This window comes from Natronohydrobacter thiooxidans (assembly GCF_001884735.1).
Lineage (GTDB): Bacteria > Pseudomonadota > Alphaproteobacteria > Rhodobacterales > Rhodobacteraceae > Roseinatronobacter > Roseinatronobacter thiooxidans_A.
In genome coordinates this window covers 1-16,275 of record NZ_MJAP01000019.1, presented here as the reverse complement: position 1 = coordinate 16,275, position 16,275 = coordinate 1, and the positions used below count along the sequence as shown (strand labels likewise).

18 protein-coding genes are annotated in these 16,275 nt (G+C 63.7%); 9 read left to right on the top strand and 9 right to left on the bottom strand.

Annotation, left to right across the window (positions count from 1 at the left end; all coding sequences use genetic code 11):
• Positions 1-33 precede the first annotated feature (33 nt).
• Positions 34-1,209, bottom strand: coding sequence for an aspartate aminotransferase family protein (locus tag BG457_RS11685; protein WP_071797406.1), 1,176 nt, complete (start codon positions 1,207-1,209; stop codon positions 34-36).
• Between the two features lie 202 nt (positions 1,210-1,411).
• A complete protein-coding gene (locus BG457_RS11680) occupies positions 1,412-1,747 on the bottom strand; it encodes a DUF2794 domain-containing protein (protein WP_071797405.1) in 336 nt (111 codons plus the stop codon).
• A 142-nt stretch (positions 1,748-1,889) separates the two neighbouring features.
• On the opposite strand from BG457_RS11680, the gene BG457_RS11675 reads away from it, so the two are divergent.
• From BG457_RS11675 to smpB, 4 genes are read left to right on the top strand one after another with little or no spacing between them, the layout of a single operon-like run.
• Complete coding sequence (locus tag BG457_RS11675) at positions 1,890-3,017, top strand: S-(hydroxymethyl)glutathione dehydrogenase/class III alcohol dehydrogenase (protein ID WP_071797332.1); 1,128 nt, start codon at positions 1,890-1,892, stop codon at positions 3,015-3,017.
• Complete coding sequence (locus tag BG457_RS11670; protein ID WP_342715486.1) at positions 3,014-3,511, top strand: GNAT family N-acetyltransferase; 498 nt, start codon at positions 3,014-3,016, stop codon at positions 3,509-3,511. The genes BG457_RS11675 and BG457_RS11670 overlap by 4 nt, the downstream gene beginning before the upstream one ends.
• A gap of 27 nt (positions 3,512-3,538) precedes the next feature.
• Entirely contained in the window at positions 3,539-4,246 is a 708-nt protein-coding gene (locus BG457_RS11665; RefSeq protein ID WP_071797331.1) for an NYN domain-containing protein, read from the top strand.
• A gap of 32 nt (positions 4,247-4,278) precedes the next feature.
• A complete protein-coding gene (gene smpB / locus BG457_RS11660) occupies positions 4,279-4,752 on the top strand; it encodes an SsrA-binding protein SmpB (protein ID WP_071797330.1) in 474 nt (157 codons plus the stop codon).
• A 77-nt stretch (positions 4,753-4,829) separates the two neighbouring features.
• Here smpB and BG457_RS11655 read toward each other — a convergent pair whose 3' ends face one another.
• Positions 4,830-5,546, bottom strand: coding sequence for an LrgB family protein (locus BG457_RS11655; protein WP_071797329.1), 717 nt, complete (start codon positions 5,544-5,546; stop codon positions 4,830-4,832).
• Positions 5,539-5,895, bottom strand: a complete 357-nt coding sequence (locus BG457_RS11650) for a CidA/LrgA family protein (RefSeq protein WP_071797328.1) — start codon at positions 5,893-5,895, stop codon at positions 5,539-5,541. Before BG457_RS11650 ends, BG457_RS11655 begins: the two co-directional genes overlap by 8 nt.
• Positions 5,896-6,263: 368 nt before the next feature.
• Here BG457_RS11650 and BG457_RS11645 point away from each other — a divergent pair, with 368 nt between their 5' ends.
• Positions 6,264-7,142, top strand: coding sequence for a DMT family transporter (locus BG457_RS11645; RefSeq protein ID WP_071797403.1), 879 nt, complete (start codon positions 6,264-6,266; stop codon positions 7,140-7,142).
• Here BG457_RS11645 and irr read toward each other — a convergent pair.
• Complete coding sequence (irr, locus tag BG457_RS11640; protein ID WP_071797327.1) at positions 7,120-7,557, bottom strand: Fur family transcriptional regulator Irr; 438 nt, start codon at positions 7,555-7,557, stop codon at positions 7,120-7,122. The two genes, BG457_RS11645 and irr, sit on opposite strands and share 23 nt — an antisense overlap.
• A 137-nt stretch (positions 7,558-7,694) precedes the next feature.
• Here irr and fabA point away from each other — a divergent pair, with 137 nt between their 5' ends.
• Entirely contained in the window at positions 7,695-8,204 is a 510-nt protein-coding gene (gene fabA / locus BG457_RS11635) for a bifunctional 3-hydroxydecanoyl-ACP dehydratase/trans-2-decenoyl-ACP isomerase (protein WP_071797402.1), read from the top strand.
• A 51-nt stretch (positions 8,205-8,255) separates the two neighbouring features.
• Here fabA and BG457_RS11630 read toward each other — a convergent pair whose 3' ends face one another.
• The 4 genes from BG457_RS11630 to leuB form a co-directional block, all read right to left on the bottom strand.
• Complete coding sequence (locus tag BG457_RS11630) at positions 8,256-10,463, bottom strand: NADP-dependent isocitrate dehydrogenase (protein WP_071797326.1); 2,208 nt, start codon at positions 10,461-10,463, stop codon at positions 8,256-8,258.
• A gap of 140 nt (positions 10,464-10,603) precedes the next feature.
• On the bottom strand, positions 10,604-10,999 hold the full coding sequence (locus BG457_RS11625; protein WP_071797325.1) for a DUF1801 domain-containing protein: 396 nt from the start codon (positions 10,997-10,999) through the stop codon (positions 10,604-10,606).
• A 49-nt stretch (positions 11,000-11,048) separates the two neighbouring features.
• Entirely contained in the window at positions 11,049-11,525 is a 477-nt protein-coding gene (locus BG457_RS11620; protein ID WP_245770996.1) for a class I SAM-dependent methyltransferase, read from the bottom strand.
• A 34-nt stretch (positions 11,526-11,559) separates the two neighbouring features.
• Entirely contained in the window at positions 11,560-12,663 is a 1,104-nt protein-coding gene (gene leuB, locus BG457_RS11615) for a 3-isopropylmalate dehydrogenase (RefSeq protein WP_071797324.1), read from the bottom strand.
• Between the two features lie 134 nt (positions 12,664-12,797).
• Between leuB and BG457_RS11610 the strand changes: the two genes are divergently transcribed.
• The 3 genes from BG457_RS11610 (at position 12,798) to BG457_RS11600 (ending at position 16,153) form a co-directional block, all read left to right on the top strand.
• A complete protein-coding gene (locus BG457_RS11610; RefSeq protein WP_071797323.1) occupies positions 12,798-12,980 on the top strand; it encodes a hypothetical protein in 183 nt (60 codons plus the stop codon).
• 67 nt (positions 12,981-13,047) lie between these two features.
• Positions 13,048-14,016 carry a glycosyltransferase family 2 protein gene (locus tag BG457_RS11605; RefSeq protein WP_245770995.1) on the top strand — a complete coding sequence of 323 codons (969 nt, stop codon included), beginning with the start codon at positions 13,048-13,050 and terminating at the stop codon, positions 14,014-14,016.
• 34 nt (positions 14,017-14,050) lie between these two features.
• On the top strand, positions 14,051-16,153 hold the full coding sequence (locus BG457_RS11600; protein WP_071797321.1) for an NAD-dependent epimerase/dehydratase family protein: 2,103 nt from the start codon (positions 14,051-14,053) through the stop codon (positions 16,151-16,153).
• Positions 16,154-16,275 lie beyond the last annotated feature (122 nt).

Here is a 16,275-nt window from a genome sequence, read left to right as displayed (position 1 = left end):
CCTCGCGCTCCCGGAGTATTTGGAGCAAGAAAATCAGGAGAGGGTTTTGGCTGCCCGGTCGAGGCGGTCGACGGCCTCGGCGATCTCGTCTTCCGAGATGGTCAGGGGCGGCAACAGGCGGATGACATTATCGGCTGCAGGCACGGTCAGCAGATGCGCCTCCTGCGCGGCCCGCACCAGATCGGTATTGGTCACGCGGCATTTCAGCCCCATCAGCAGGCCCGCGCCGCGCACCTCTTCCAGAATATCGGGATGGCTGGCGACCAGCCCTTCCAGCTTCTGGCGTAGGAAAGCGGATTTGCGGTTGACCTCATCGAGGAAGCCGTCCGCCGTGACGATCTCCAGCACCTTGGCCCCGATCGCGCAGCCCAGCGGGTTGCCGCCATAGGTCGAGCCATGCGTGCCCAGGGTCATGGCCGAGGCGGCAGCGGCGGTCGCCAGCACAGCCCCCAGCGGAAAGCCCCCGCCGATGCCCTTGGCGACCATCATGATATCGGGCGTGATCCCCGCCCATTCATGCGCGAACAGCCGCCCCGTGCGCCCCATGCCGCATTGCACTTCATCAAGGACCAGGAGCGCGCCGGTCTGATCGCAGAGATCGCGCAGCCCCTTCAGGCACTGATCCGGCACGGGCCGGATCCCGCCCTCGCCCTGTATGGGTTCGATCATCACTGCCGCGACCGTTTCATCCAGCGCCGCGCGCAGCGCGTCGTGATCGCCCCAGGGCAGCAGCTTGAAGCCCGGCATCAGCGGGCCGAAGCCCTTGGTCATCTTCTCGGACCCGGCGGCGGCAATCGCGCCGGTCGAGCGGCCATGAAACGCGCCCTCGAAACTCAGGATGGTGGGGCGGTCCGCGCCCTTCTCATACCAGTACTTGCGCACCATCTTGAGCGCGAGTTCCGCCGCTTCCGTCCCGGAATTGGTGAAAAACGCCGTATCGGCAAAGGTCTCGGCGACCAGCGCCTCGGCCAGCTTCTCCTGCGCGGGGATCTGATAAAGGTTCGAGACATGCCACAGCGCCTGCGCCTGTTCGGTCAGGGTCTCGATCAGCGCGGGATGAGCATGGCCCAGCGCATTCACCGCGATCCCCGAAGTCAGGTCGAGATAGCGCGTGCCGTTCTCTTCGATCAGCCATGACCCTTCGCCGCGTGCGAAACGCAGGGGCGTGCGGTTATAGGTGGGCAGAAGGGCAGGAAAAGGCACTGTCATCAGGATCATCCCGTTTGCGGAAAGCACTGACCTGCCAAAGCGATGCGGCCAAGTCAACGCAAGATTGCTGTGTGAGGGGGCAGGCAGGACTGGCGCGCAGGCGCGATCAGCCGCGTCGGGTGCGGCGTCGCAGGGCAGAGAAAAGGGTGCTCAGACCAGTCATGCGCGCCGCGTAGCAACTCTGCAGGCGCCTGTAAATCCCTTATGGTGTGATGACGCGCAAAAGCCTGCGTTCGAGGACTTTCAGCACCTGTGCCAGATCATGGCCGCGCTTGAGGATCTGCCCGTCCATGCCGATCACCACATACATGCCCTGCCGGTTCCGCAGATGCGGGTGCTTCTCGATGCGGTAAAGCGGGTTCTCCGCCGTGCGCCGGAAGACCGAGAAGATGGCGGCATCGCGCAGACAGGAAATTCCGTAATCGCGCCACTCGCCTGCGGCCACCATGCGCCCGTAAAGCGACAGGATCACACCCAGCTCGCGCCGGTCGAAACTGATCCGGCTCTCGATGCTGCGCGGAGGGCTTTGCATGTTCATCGGCCAAGTGTGAGATGCTTCGCGCAGAAAATCAAGCCGCGACGCCGGGGCGCTTTTCTGGTCTGGCAGGTCGCAGTTGCACTTGCACATTCCTAGGGCGCTGCGCAATCTTGGGCCAAAGCATAACAGGAAGGACAAACTCATGCGCACCCGTGCCGCCGTCGCCTTAGAGGCTGGAAAACCCCTTGAGATCATGGAAGTGAACCTTGAAGGCCCGAAAGCGGGCGAGGTTCTGGTCGAGATCAAGGCCACCGGCATCTGCCATACGGATGAATTCACCCGCTCGGGTGCGGACCCGGAGGGGCTGTTTCCCTGCATCCTCGGGCATGAAGGCGCGGGCGTGGTGATCGAGGTGGGCGAAGGCGTGACCACCCTGAAACCCGGCGATCATGTGATCCCGCTCTATACGCCCGAATGCCGCGAATGCTATTCCTGCCGGTCAGGGAAAACCAATCTCTGCACCGCGATCCGCAACACCCAAGGCCAGGGGCTGATGCCCGATGGCACCACGCGGTTTTCCATGCTCGATGGGACGCCGATCTATCACTATATGGGTTGCTCGACCTTCGCCAATCACACGGTCATGCCCGAGATCGCGCTGGCCAAGGTGCGCGAGGACGCGCCTTTCGACAAGATCTGCTATATCGGCTGCGGTGTTACCACGGGGATCGGTGCGGTCATCAATACCGCAGGCGTCGAGATCGGATCGACTGCGGCGGTCTTTGGCCTCGGCGGGATTGGCCTCAATGTCATTCAGGGCCTGCGCATGGCCGGGGCGGATATGATCATCGGGGTCGATCTGAATGACTCGAAGGCCGAAATGGCGCGCAAATTCGGGATGACGCATTTCGTGAACCCCTCGAAGGTCGAGAATACGGTGCAGGAAATCGTCAATCTGACCAAGCGCGGCGATGATCAGATCGGGGGCGTGGATTATTCCTTTGACGCCACCGGGAATGTGAAAGTCATGCGTGACGCGCTGGAATGTTCGCATCGCGGCTGGGGCGTTTCGGTGATCATCGGTGTGGCGCCTGCCGGGGCTGAAATCTCGACGCGGCCGTTCCAGCTTGTGACCGGCCGGGTCTGGAAAGGCACGGCGTTCGGCGGCGCGAAGGGGCGGACGGATGTGCCGAAATTCGTGGACTGGTACATGAATGGCAAGATCGAGATCGATTCGATGATCACGCATAAACTGAGCCTCGATCAGATCAACGAGGGGTTTGACCTGATGCATGAAGGTAAATCGATCCGGGCGGTGGTCGAATTTTGAACGACCCGAACCTGCTGATCCGCCCTGTGACAGCGGCGGATGACGACCGGCTCTGGGCGATGCTGGAGCCGGTTTTTCGCGCGGGCGACAGTTATGCGCTGGACCCTGCCATCAGCCGCGCGGATGCGCTGAACTGGTGGCGGGGCGGCACGCATCGCGCGTTTATGCTGGATGATGGGGTGCAATCCCTGGGCAGCTACTATATCTGCCCCAACCAGCAGGGCGGCGGCGCGCATGTCTGCAATTGCGGTTTTGTCACCGCGCCCGATGCGCGGGGGCGGGGGGTGGCGCGTTTGTTGCTGGATCATGCCTTGACTGAAGCCCGCAGCCGGGGGTTTCGGGCGATGCAGTTCAATTTCGTGGTCGCGACCAATACCCGTGCTGTGGCGCTCTGGCAGGCCAATGGGTTCGACATCGTCGGGCGACTGCCCGGCGCATTTCGTCATCCGGATCAAGGCTTTGTCGATGCTCTGGTCATGTACCGCCATCTGTGACAAGCTCTTGAAAAACGGAGAGTTACCATGGCGCGCGCAGGGATACCGCTGCTGGCTGTCCTGATTGATGCGGATAATTCCTCGCCGAAATGGGCCGAGGCGATTTTCGAGGAGATTGCGTCGCTTGGTGAAGCCAGCGTGCGCCGCATTTACGGGGATTTCTCGCGGTCCCAGATGTCGGGCTGGCAGGACAAATTGCCGACGCTGGCACTGGTCCCGCATCACCAACCCGCGAACACAATTGGCAAGAATTCCAGTGACATAGCCCTTGTGATCGACGCGATGGACCTGCTGCATTCGGGCCGGTTCGACGGGTTTGTGCTGATCAGTTCCGACAGCGATTTCACCCGGCTGGCGTCGCGGATCCGCGAACAGGGGCTGGATGTCTATGGAATCGGCCAGCAAAAGACGCCCGAGGCGTTTCGCAAGGCCTGCAAACGATTCATCTTCGTCGAGAATATCCTGCCCGAAACCGAGCCCGAAACCGCCGCCAAGGGGCGCAAAGCGCCCGCGTCCAAGGCGGTGCCTCTGGTCAAGGCGGCCATGCAAGCCATTGATAAAGATGAAGAATGGTTCTCGCTGGGGCAGCTTGGGCAGTTCATCGTCGCGGCCAACCCGGATTTCGACGCGCGCAATTATGGCTGCGCGAAACTGAGCGAACTGATCGCCAAAGCCGGGGTGTTCGAGCTGCGCAAATCCTCGGGCAATGCGATGCAGGTGCGGCTGAAACCCTAGACAGAGGGCGAAAGGGCCCTTATCTGGTTGCGATGGCACAGAAATCTGACCCCAATTACCGTATCATCGCCGAGAACCGCCGGGCGCGGTATGATTATGCAATCGAGAGTGATCTCGAATGCGGAATTATGCTTATGGGATCAGAGGTTAAGTCGCTGCGGGCGGGGCAGTCACAGATCGCGGAAAGCTATGCCACGGTCGAGGATGGCGAATTGTGGCTGGTTAACAGCTATATCGCTCCCTATGCGCAGGCCAAGACCTTTGGCCATGACGAGCGCCGCCGCCGCAAACTGTTGGTTTCCAAGCGGGAAATGGCCCGGCTCTGGGCGGCAACGGCCAAGGACGGCATGACTCTGGTGCCCATGGTGATGTATTTTAACCATCGTGGATTGGTGAAGCTGAAGATCGGGGTCGCCAAAGGCAAGAAACTGGCCGACAAACGCGCGACAGAGGCCAAACGCGATTGGGACAAGCAAAAACGCAGGCTTCTCAAAGAGATGGGATAGGATCTTCAAGCATGAAAAACCATTTCATGTTTTTGGCCTGACTCGCCCCCGCTTTTTTCACCAGACGAAAAACGCTTTCAGAAATACAGCCCCAGCGCCCAGGGGGCGAGCAGCGCAGTCAGAAGCGCGTTCAGCGCCATGCCGATGCCCGCGAAGGCCCCGGCCTGCGGGTTGACCTGCAGCGCGCGGGCCGTGCCGATGCCATGCGCCGCGACCCCCACCGCGAGGCCGCGTGCGCGCCAGTCACGAATGCGCAAGAGATTCATCAGCGGCGTGACGACGATTGCGCCGACGATCCCGGTCAGCAGGACCAGAACGGCGGTGAGGGTGGGCGAACCGCCGAGCGCCTGAGAGATGCCGATGGCGACGGGCGCCGTGGTGCCTTTGGGGGCGAGGGTCGCGAGAAGCTGCGGCGAGAGGCCGAGCGCATGGCCGATGGCCAGTGCTGACAGCACAGCGGTGAGCGATCCGGCGATCAGCGCGGCCAGCACCGGCAGGAGCGCGCGGCGAAAGGCGGCGCGCTGGTGCCAGAGCGGGATCGCAAGCGCGACCGTGGCCGGGCCAAGCAGGAAATGGACGAATTGCGCGCCCTCGAAATAAGTGTCGTAGCGGGTATCCGAGAGATAGAGCAGCGCGCCGAGCAGCACCACGGCGATCAGCACCGGATTGACCCAGGGCGCGCGCCCCATGCGGGAGGACGCCGCATCGCCGATCACATAGGCGAGGAGCGTGGCCGCGAGCCAGATCAGCGGATCGCCCGCAAGATAGGACCAGATTTCGGTGAAATCACGCATCTTTGCGCCCTTTCGTCAGGCGGGCGACCGCCACAAAGACGCCTGCGCCGACCGCGAGCGCGAGAATAGTGGAGAGGACCAGCGCCAGCATCAGTACCGCGCCCTGCGCGCCGAGCATCTGGACATGGCCGACCACGCCCACACCTGCGGGGACAAACAGAAGCGACAGATGGCGCAGGATGCCTTCGCCTGTGGGAATGACCAGTGCCGCGATGCGCGGGCTGGCGAGCATCAGCGCGAAGAGAAGCGCCATGCCAAGCACCGGGCCGGGAACGGGCCAGCCCATGAGGCGGGTCAGGGTTTCGCCAGCAAGCTGGCAGGCCAGGATCAGGGTCAGGGCGTGGATCATGTGTCTCCCCTCGGTTCATTCCGTCCCATAGGCCCAGATTGGCGCGGGAAAGGGAACAGGGGAATTGCATCCGGCGAGGACCGCTGCCCGTCCGGGGCGGTGGGGATGTTCCGCAGCGCCGGGCGTTTCCGCAAGGTCAGGAGCGCCCGCTCATGGCCCTCCCGCCCGCCCTTGCCATTCGCGGGCGCTGCCCGGCGTTGCCGGGCGGGCAATATCGCTGCGGTGGCGGTTTTCCGGGCTGAAGCTGACGGCGCGACGCTGGCTTCGCCCCCCTTGGAAAACTGTGGCGGGGCAGGGGTGTTGGTGATTTCCCCGCAACCATGTTGCGGGCGCTTGACAGGGCGCGCGGCTGCGCTCAGGAGTTGCGCATGAATGACCATCTCAAAGGGTTGATGATCACGGCGCTGGGCGTTCTGTTCATCGTGCCCGATGCCCTGTTCGTGCGGCTGATCGAGGCCGATGCGCTGGTGATCGCCTTTTGGCGGGGGCTGTTTGCAGGGCTGATGATCCTTGGCTTCGTGACCTGGCAGATCGGGCGCGGCGCGGTGCCAGAGGTGCTGCGCGCGGGACCGCCTGCCTGGGGCTATATGCTGCTCTATGGCATGTCGGCGCCGGGTTTCGTGCTCGCCGTGTCGCTGACCAGTGTCGCCAATGTGGTGTTCATTTTGGCCGCGATGCCGGTTTTCGCGACGATTTTCAGCCGAATCTGGCTGGGCGAGCCGATTGCGCCGCGCATGGTCTGGACCATGGCGGGGGTGTTTCTCGGGCTGGGGGTGATCCTGTCGGGGTCGAAAGAGCAGGCGGGCGCGCATTGGACCGGCGATCTGGTGGCGCTGATGGTGGCGTTTTTCTTCGCCGCCGCCCTGACCTGTGTGCGGCAGGTGCGGGCGCGCTCGATGCTGCCTGCGGTGCCGGTGGCGCTGATCGGGGGGGCAGTGGTGATCCTGCCCTTTGTCGATGTGCTGGCCCCGTTTGCGGAATTCTGGCCGCTGTTTCTGGGGCACGGGTTTTTCATTGCCTTCGCCTCTGGCCTGCTGGTGCTGGGGCCGCGCTATCTGAGTTCGGCGGAAGTGGCGCTGCTCTTGCTGTTGGAAACCACACTCGCGCCGCTGCTGGTCTGGGCGGTGATGGGGGAAGATCCCGGCCGCTGGACGCTGCTGGGCGGTGCGATCATGATTTCCGCGCTGGTGGTGTCGAATATCGTGGCGCTGCGGCGCAGGCGGGTCAGGTCCGGCGCAGGCGGATGACCACATCGACACGGCTGATCTCGGCCCCGGCAGGCGGGTCGGGCAGGCGCGAGAAGGCGACGGCCCCGGCAGGCGCATCGGTCAGATCCTGCGTGTCTTCCCAGAAGTAATGCGGGTGATCCTCGACACAGGTGTCGAAATAGGAGCGCGTCGCGTCCACTGTGATCTCGTTCATCAGCCCGGCATCGCAAAAGGCGCGCAGCGTGTTGTAGACGGTTGCGAGCGAGACGGATTCGCCGCTGGCTTTCGCGGCCATGAACAGCCCTTCGGCAGTGACATGGCGGTTCTGCCCGTCGCCCACGAGAAGCGAGGCGAGCGAGAGGCGCTGCCGGGTCGGGCGCAACTGGGCGCGGGCGAGCCAGGCGGCGGCCCGGCTCTGGGCGGTATCATCAACTGAGGCGAAAAACTGGTCCATAGGGCATATATAAAGCGCGATTGTAACAGTTTTCAATGAGAATTGCTTGCAACTGCGGTTGCGGGCCGGGGGCGCGTGCGGCTTGTCAGCAAGTTTGTCACAGTGCTAGAGGGGGAAAACCCCTGATGGAGCATGGCATGACTGACTTTCCCACATCCTTTGACAAAGAGGGCCTTCTGGCCTGTGCGCGCGGCGAACTCTTTGGCCCCGGCAATGCGCAACTGCCCGCGCCGCCGATGCTGATGATGGACCGGATCACCGATATCTCGGGGGATGGGGGGCTGCATGGCAAGGGGCATGTGGTGGCCGAGTTTGATATCACGCCGGATCTGTGGTTTTTCGAGTGCCATTTTCCGGGCAATCCGATCATGCCGGGCTGTCTGGGGCTCGATGGTCTGTGGCAGCTGACCGGGTTCAATCTGGGCTGGCGCGGCTGGAAAGGGCGCGGCTATGCGCTGGGCGTGGGCGAGGTGAAGCTGACGGGGATGGTGCGGCCGGACCGCAAGATGCTGACCTATAAGGTGGATTTCACCAAGGCGGTGCAGACGCGGCGGCTGACCATGGGGGTGGCTGACGGGATCGTCGAGGCCGATGGCGAGGTGATCTATATCGTCAAGGATATGAAAGTCGCGCTGTCGGAAGCGTGACCTGCTGTAGGGTGCGTGCTGTAGCACGCACCCTACGGGAACTGTGGCGCCTCAGCCGATGATTGCGTTCAGCGTGGCGGACGGGCGCATGACAGCGGCGGTTTTTGCCGCATCGCCGTGGTAATAGCCGCCCAGATCGACGGGTTTGCCACGATCCGCGTGCAGTTCCGCGAGGATCTCACCTTCCTTCTCAGCCAGGGCCTGCGCGATGGGCGCGAAATGGGCGGCCAGATCCGCGTCTTCGCTCTGTGCGGCCAGCGCTTCGGCCCAGTAGCGGGCGAACCAGTAATGGCTGTCGCGGTTGTCGGGCTGGCCCGGCTTGCGCTGGGGGGAGCGGTCATTGTCGAGATAGCCTTGCGTTGCCGCATCGATGGCGGCACCGAGCAGGCGCGCCTTGGGGTTGTCGCGCGTATCGGCGAGGAAGCGGAAGCTTTCGCCCAGCGCGCAGAATTCGCCCAAGGAATCCCAGCGCAGGTGGTTTTCTTCCATCAGCGCCTGCACATGTTTGGGCGCAGAGCCGCCCGCGCCGGTCTCGAACAGTCCACCGCCATTCATCAGCTTGACGATGGAGAGCATCTTGGCCGAGGTCGCGAGTTCCAGAATCGGGAACAGATCCGTCAGGTAGTCGCGCAGCACATTGCCGGTGATCGCAATCGTGTTCTCGCCCTTGGTGATCGTCTCAAGGCTGGCGCGGGTAGCCTCGCGCGGGGCCATGATCTCGAAACGGTCCGCCACGCCCTTGGCTTCGAGAATGGGCGTCACATAGGCGATGAGTTCCGCGTCATGGGCGCGGTTCGCATCCAGCCAGAAGATCGCGCGGTAGCCGGTCGCGGCCTGACGGTCGATGGCGAGTTGCACCCAGTCTTCAATCGGGGCCTTGCGGGCCGAGGCGGAGCGCCAGATATCGCCCGCTTCCACCTTGTGCTCGTGGATCACCGTGCCATCTTCGAGCACCATGCGCACAGTGCCGTCATGGGGAATTTCGAATGTGGTCGGGTGGCTGCCATATTCTTCGGCTTTCTGCGCCATCAGGCCGATATTCTGCACCGTCCCGGCGGTTGCGGGATCAAGCGCGCCATTGGCTTTGAAGAAACGGATCGCCTCGTCATAGACCGGCGCATAGGAATTGTCGGGGATGACGCAATTGGTGTCATGTTCCTGACCGTCCGGTCCCCAGCCCTTGCCGCCGGCGCGGATCAGCGCGGGCATGGAGGCGTCGATGATCACATCCGAGGGCACATGCAGGTTGGTGATGCCCTTGTCCGAATTCACCATATACATCGGCGGACGGCTTGCGGTCACGGCCTCGATCTCGGCCATGATCTCGGCATCCCCCTTGGCGCGGGCCAGAAGGTCGCCAAGGCCGGAATTGGGGTTCACCCCCATCGCGGCCAGTTCATCGGCATGTTTCTCGAAAACGGGTTTGAGCCAGGCCTTGACCGCATGGCCGAAGATGATCGGGTCCGAGACCTTCATCATCGTGGCTTTCATATGCAGCGAAAACAGCGTGCCTTTCTCCTTGGTGCGGGCGATTTCCGCGTCCAGAAACTCGGACAGCGCGCGCGCCGACATGAAAGTGGCATCGACCACTGTGCCTGCTGGGTAGCTGAGGCCGTCTTTCAGCACGGTCTCATTGCCTGCCTCGCTGATGAGCAGGATTTTCGCCTTGGCCGCGTCCGTCAGCGTCACCGATTTCTCATTCGAGAAGAAATCGCCGCCGGACATGGAAGAGACTTCGGTCTGGCTGTCGGCGGTCCATTTGCCCATGCGATGCGGGTTGGATTGCGCGAATTTCTTCACCGCCGTGGCGGCGCGGCGGTCGGAATTGCCTTCGCGCAGCACCGGGTTCACGGCAGAGCCCTTGATCGCGTCATAACGCGCGCGGACTTTCTTTTCTTCCTCGGTATTGGGGGTCTCCGGGTAATCGGGCAGATTGTAGCCTTGGGCCTGCAATTCCTTCACCGCCGCCACAAGCTGCGGGACCGAGGCCGAGATATTCGGCAGTTTGATGACATTGGCCTGAGGCGTTTTCACCAATTCGCCCAGTTCCGCGAGATCGTCGCTGATGCGCTGATCTTCCGACAGATATTCGGGGAAGGCCGAGATGATGCGGCCTGCAAGCGAGATATCACGGGTGCCGATGCTGATCCCGGCGGCCTGCGCGAAGCTGCGGATGATCGGCAGGAGCGAGGCCGAGGCCAGCTCGGGGGCCTCGTCAACCTTGGTATAGATGATATCGGGAATGGTTTTGTCTGTCATGGCGCAAGACCCCTTGGTGAATTTGGGCGCACCATAGGGGGATTCTGCGCCCGCGTAAACAGTGCACAATGGTATACAATGAAAAATTATTGGTGAGTGAGGGGTGGCGGTGCGGGGTCAGATGTGACGGGGGCGTTGTCTCAGGTCAAGCGCTCCAGCCGTCCCTTGCGTTTGACGACAGTCTTGTAATCCCATTGGATGGCGCGGCTCTTGCTCAGCCAGCGCTGCAGATTGTCCAGGTCGATCTGGGCGGCATCGGTGTAGCGGATCGAGGCATCCTTGAACTTGTCGGTTCCGGGCGTGAGGGCTGGTTCGTCGAAATCGGCGCCGCTCCAGAACATCAGGCGGATACAGTGCTTGAGTTTGCTGTAGCCGACGATGGGATTCTCGTCGAGGAACCAGACCGGGTGGGCGTGCCACAGCTTGCTTTGCGCCTCCGGCAGGGCTTGGTCAATGGCATGGCGCAAAAGCTCGCAGATGGCCCTGTCCTGCGGGGTCTGGGCGTCGTGAAATTCAGCGATCGTGGTCGGTTTCATGGGGACAGATATAGCATGGTCTTGCGACCAACTGAATGTTCAACGTCGATCAGGCGCCATGCAGGGCGATTTCCCGCAGCGGATTGCCCCCGTCGATGAAAAGGCGGCCCGTCGGTTTCAGCGCCGCCATGATCCTTGTGATCGCAAGTTTTTCCGCATCAGGATAACGACCATCCAGCGCCCCGACGCGCATTGCGAAGGCGCAGTCAAAGCGGTCAAGGCCTTCGGGAAGCTGGAACTGTTCGATTGACGCCTGCAGGAATGCAAGACGACCCGATGCAATCTCGGAAGCCGATCCTGCGCGGGCCAGAGCTATCGCCTTTTCGGACCGGTCTATGGCGAGCACGAAGCCGGTTCCGATGCGTCGGCTGACCTCTCTCGCGGCAACGCCCGGACCGCAGCCGATTTCCAGCACACGAAACCCCTCTTGCAGGGGAAGGGCGTTCACGAAGGCGGCAATCCTTGGCGAGATACTGGCGGGCATTCGCGGAGGATAGGCCGCGAATGCCGCTGTCGCAACCTGCATTCGCGCGGCGCCTGCGGACGCCGCGCGACAAGCCTCAGAGGCTCGCGTCCAGTGCGGCGATGATCGCGTCGCCCATGCCCGAGGTCGAAACCGGCGTGCCGCCTTCCGGCCCCATCAGATCGGCGGTGCGCAGCCCGTCGGCCAGTACTTTTTCAATCGCCGCTTCCAGACGTGCGGCCTCATCGCCCTGATCGAAGCTGTAGCGCAGCGCCATGGCGAAGCTGAGGATACAGGCGATGGGATTGGCCTTGCCTTGACCCGCGATATCGGGCGCGGAGCCATGGACAGGCTCATAGAGCGCTTTCGGGCGGCCATTGGCCATGGGCGCACCAAGGCTGGCCGAGGGCAGCATGCCCAGCGAGCCGGTCAGCATGGCGGCGAGATCCGAGAGCAGATCGCCAAAGAGGTTGTCGGTCACGATGACGTCGAATTGCTTGGGCCAGCGGGTCAGCTGCATCGCGCCCGCATCGGCATACATATGGCTGAGTTCGACCTCGGGGTATTCTTTGGACACTTCGGTCACGACCTCGCGCCAGAGAATGCCCGATTCCATGACATTGGCCTTTTCCATCGAACACAGTTTCTTGCCGCGTTTCATGGCCAGATCAAAGGCCGAGCGCGCGACGCGGGCGATTTCCGATTCGGTATAGCGCTGGGTGTTGATGCCGACGCGCTCATTGCCTTCCTTGAAGATGCCGCGCGGCTCGCCGAAATAGACGCCCGAGGTCAGTTCGCGCACGATCATGATATCGAGCCCGGCGACCACATCTTTCTTGAGCGAGGAGAAATCCGCGAGCGCGTCGAAACATTGCGCCGGGCGCAGGTTGGAGAAGAGATCCATTTCCTTGCGCAGGCGCAGCAACCCGCGCTCGGGCTTTACCGAGAAGTCGAGATTGTCATATTGCGGGCCGCCGACCGCGCCCAGCAGCACCGCGTCCACTTCCTGCGCCTTGGCCATCGTGTCATCATGCAGCGGCGTGCCGTGCTTGTCATAGGCGCAGCCGCCGACCAGATCTTCGCTGACATCAAAGACCAGCCCGCGTTTGGCGCCGTACCAGTCGATGATCTTGCGGACCTCGGCCATGACTTCGGGGCCGATACCGTCGCCGGGCAGGATGAGCAGGGAAGGGTTGGTCATGGCATGTCCTCTGGTTTGGGTCGCGCCATTCGCTAGACGCTGGGCGAAATCCCGTCAAGGTCATGAGGTCGCGCTTTGGCGGTTGCGGGGTTCTGTGATAGACTGGGCGCATTGGGAAAACGGAGGAGCGCAGAATGGCGAAACATGTCATCGACCAGTCGAAACCGGCTGCACCGCAGGCCTTGCCGCGCTTCGTGCAGATCGAGCGGGCGATGCGCCCGCATCAGAGCACCAAGGCGCTGGTGGCGCGGATGCAGAAACGGGCCGGTGACCGGCTGGCCGCCTATGCAAGGATCGCGCGCGGGCGGACCACCTGAGCCTGTCGCCGGGCGCAAAATCTGCTATGGCCTTGTGAAAGAGTGTTTTCACGAGGGGCCGGTCTGAGTGCGTGTGGAATATGATGCGGTGGTGATCGGCCGGAATGAGGCGGCGCGGCTGGGGGCTGCGCTGGGCGCGGTTCTCGGGCTGGCGCGGCGGGTGATCTATGTCGATAGCGGATCGCGCGACGGGTCGGTGGGTTTGGCGCGGGCGAACGGCGTCGAGGTGCTGGAACTGGACCCGGCGCGGCCTTTTTCTGCGGCGCGGGCGCGCAATGAGGGGTTCGCGGCGCTGGGCGAAGATCGCGCCGCCTTCGTGCAATTCATTGATGCTGATTGCCTGCTGGTGCCGGGCTGGCTGGAGCGCGCGCTTGGCTTCCTTGAGGCCCATCCGCAGGCCGGGCTGGTGATCGGGCGCTACCGCGAGGAAGCGCCCGAAGCATCCGTCTATAACTGGCTGACCGATTGGGAATGGGACAAGCCCGAGGGGCCGGAGGCCGCCGGGATCGGCACCTTCATGGCCCGCGCCGGGGCTTTCGCGCAGACTGGCGGGTTTCGTGACAGCATGATCGCGGCGGAAGATGACGAGATGTTCCTGCGGATGCGCGGGCTTGGCTGGCAGACCTGGAGCATTGCCGCGCCGATGTGCAGCCATGATGCGGGGCTGCACAGGTTCCGTCCGTGGTGGCGGCGGATGATCCGCGCGGGCCATAGTTTCGCGGAACTGGGGGCTTTGCATCCCGGCACAGCGGCGGCGGCGCAGAGGCGGGCGCTGCTCTGGGGGGGGCTGCTGCCGCTTGCGGGGCTTGCGGGGGCGGTGCTGTGGTGGCCTTTGGTCGTGGGGGTCGTAGCGCTTTACCTGGCGGCGATGGCGCGGCAGGGTTTGCGATTCGCGCGTATGGGGGCTGCGCCTGCGCGGGCGGGTGCGGCGGCGGGGCTGGTCATGCTGAGCAAATTTGCCAATCTTTACGGCATGGGCTGGTATTGGCTGCGGCGGCTGCGCCGCAGTGATGCCCAGATCATTGAATACAAATAGCCGCAAAATCGGCGAATCAGGGACAAGTGTTTTCATGACAGATAAGGAATTGCGCGTCGGGCTGGTCGGCGCGGGCTATATTGCGGATTGGCATGCAAGCAGCCTGCACCGGGTGCCGGGGGTGCGTCTGGTGGGGATTTGCGACCCGGCGCTGAGCGGGGCCGAGGCGCTGGCCGCCAGCCATGGCGCGCGCGCGTTCAGCAGCCTGTCCGAGATGATGGCGGCGGTGCAATGCGACGCGGTGCATATCCTGACGCCGCCGCATCTGCATGCGCTGCTGGCGATCGAGGCGCTGGAAGCGGGCGCGCATGTGCTGGTCGAAAAGCCCTTTGCCACCACGCTGGCCGAGGCCGAGGCGATTTGCGCGGCGGCGGACAAGGCCGGGCGCAGGGTCGGGGTGAACCATAATTTTCTGGGCCTGCCTGCCTATCAGCGGCTGCGGCAGGCACTGCAGGCGGGGCTGATCGGGCGGGTGGATCAGGCATCCGTCCATTGGCATTACCCGCTGCAGCCCTTGCGCACCGGGCCGTTCGGGATGTGGATGCTGCAAAGTGCCGAAAACCTGATGCTGGAGCTTGGGCCGCATCTGCATGCTTTCGCCCATGATCTGTTCGGCCCGATGGAGGATGTCGATCTGCGGCTGATGCGGCCTGTGACGCTCCCCACCGGGCGGGTGCTGCCGCAGGGCTGGCGGGTTCAGGGCCGCGCGGGGGTGACCGAGGTCACGCTCTCGGTGTCGCTGACCGAAGGCGCGGATGATCGCGCGCTGCGGCTGCGCGGGGTGGCCGGGTCGGCGGAGCTGGATTTCGCCAAGGACCGATTGATCATCGCGCGCGGCAATGCCTCGGATATCATCGTCAACCCGCTGCGGGTGGAACTGGCGGCAGCGGGCGCGCATCTGCGCGAGGGGCTGCGCAATGCGTTGGTGCAGGCGCGCTCGCTCAACCGTCGTCAGCCCTATGCGCTGGGGTTCGAGGGGCTGTTTGGCGGGTTTTACGGGGCGCTGCGCGAGGGGGGCGAACTGCCGGATGCCTGTTCGGGGGCGGCGGCCTGCGCGGTGATGCGCGGGATCGAGGGGCTGCGCTTGCGTATTCCTGAGCGCTATCGCCCGCAACCGGCAGCGCCTGCCATGGCCAGTGGCAAGCCCGATTGTCTGGTGATCGGCGGCACCGGGTTTCTGGGCCGCGAACTGGTGCGGCAACTGGTGGCGGAAGGGCAGCGCGTGGGCGTGTTGAGCCGCGCCAAGAGCAATCCCTTTGCCGGGCTGGAAGATCGCGTCACGCTGGTGACAGCGGGCTTGCAGGATGAGGCGGCGCTGCGTGATGCCATGGCGGGGATGGGCTGCGTCTATCATCTGGCCAAGGCCGAGGAATCGAGTTGGGACGGCTATCTGAAAAACGATGTTGCCGTGACCGAGCGGCTGGCGCGGGCGGCGCTGGGCGCGGGCGTGGGGCGGTTCATCTATTCGGGAACGATTGCCTCCTATGATGCCTCGAACCCGGCGCAGGTGATCACCGAGGAGACGCCCTTTGGCGATATGGCGGCGCGCAATCTTTATGCGCGGTCAAAAGCGCTCTGTGAGGAGCGGCTGCTGGCGTTGCATCGGTCTGAGGGGCTGCCGCTGGTGATCGCGCGGCCCGGTATTGTGGTTGGTCCCGGCGGGCCGTTGCAGCATTGGGGGATCGGGCGCTGGCATGGGGCGGGCGCGGTGCGGATCTGGGGCAATGGGCAGAATATGCTGCCTTTCGTGCTGAACGAGGATGTGGCGCGCGCGCTCGTGCTGATGGCGGGGGCGGAGGGGGTTGAGGGGCGCTCCTTCAATCTGGTCGGGCCGCCGCTCTTGAGCGCGCGGGGCTGGTTTGACGCGATCGCGGCGCAGACCGGGACGCGGATTGAAGTTGCGGGGGGCAATCTGACCGTGTTCTGGGCCGGGGATCAGGTGAAATACGCGCTGAAACGCTATGTGATGGGGCGCAAGGGGGCCACGCGCGGCTCGCTGCGCGACTGGCGGTCGCGGGCGCATCTGGCGCAGTTTTCCAACCGCGCGGCCTGCGAGGGGCTGGGCTGGCAGCCCGAGGCGGATAAAGCGCGTTTTGTTGCGCGGGCGATTTCGCCGGAGGCGATGTTCGGGTTCTGAGCGCGCTGGAGGGCATTTCGACCGCTGCGCCGCAGGCGCTGCCCACGGGGGGACGGGCCTCGCGGCCCGTGGCCACTCAGTGAGAGTATTTGGGGCAAGATGAAGTGAGTATCCGTCTTGAT

Coding starts and splice junctions, on each gene's coding strand:
- BG457_RS11685 (WP_071797406.1), bottom strand. CDS start 1,209: ATGACAGTGCCTTTTCCTGCCCTTCTGCCCACCTATAACCGCACGCCC.
- BG457_RS11680 (WP_071797405.1), bottom strand. CDS start 1,747: ATGAACATGCAAAGCCCTCCGCGCAGCATCGAGAGCCGGATCAGTTTC.
- BG457_RS11675 (WP_071797332.1), top strand. CDS start 1,890: ATGCGCACCCGTGCCGCCGTCGCCTTAGAGGCTGGAAAACCCCTTGAG.
- BG457_RS11665 (WP_071797331.1), top strand. CDS start 3,539: ATGGCGCGCGCAGGGATACCGCTGCTGGCTGTCCTGATTGATGCGGAT.
- smpB (WP_071797330.1), top strand. CDS start 4,279: ATGGCACAGAAATCTGACCCCAATTACCGTATCATCGCCGAGAACCGC.
- BG457_RS11655 (WP_071797329.1), bottom strand. CDS start 5,546: ATGCGTGATTTCACCGAAATCTGGTCCTATCTTGCGGGCGATCCGCTG.
- BG457_RS11650 (WP_071797328.1), bottom strand. CDS start 5,895: ATGATCCACGCCCTGACCCTGATCCTGGCCTGCCAGCTTGCTGGCGAA.
- BG457_RS11645 (WP_071797403.1), top strand. CDS start 6,264: ATGAATGACCATCTCAAAGGGTTGATGATCACGGCGCTGGGCGTTCTG.
- irr (WP_071797327.1), bottom strand. CDS start 7,557: ATGGACCAGTTTTTCGCCTCAGTTGATGATACCGCCCAGAGCCGGGCC.
- fabA (WP_071797402.1), top strand. CDS start 7,695: ATGACTGACTTTCCCACATCCTTTGACAAAGAGGGCCTTCTGGCCTGT.
- BG457_RS11630 (WP_071797326.1), bottom strand. CDS start 10,463: ATGACAGACAAAACCATTCCCGATATCATCTATACCAAGGTTGACGAG.
- BG457_RS11625 (WP_071797325.1), bottom strand. CDS start 10,999: ATGAAACCGACCACGATCGCTGAATTTCACGACGCCCAGACCCCGCAG.
- BG457_RS11620 (WP_245770996.1), bottom strand. CDS start 11,525: ATGCAGGTTGCGACAGCGGCATTCGCGGCCTATCCTCCGCGAATGCCC.
- leuB (WP_071797324.1), bottom strand. CDS start 12,663: ATGACCAACCCTTCCCTGCTCATCCTGCCCGGCGACGGTATCGGCCCC.
- BG457_RS11610 (WP_071797323.1), top strand. CDS start 12,798: ATGGCGAAACATGTCATCGACCAGTCGAAACCGGCTGCACCGCAGGCC.
- BG457_RS11600 (WP_071797321.1), top strand. CDS start 14,051: ATGACAGATAAGGAATTGCGCGTCGGGCTGGTCGGCGCGGGCTATATT.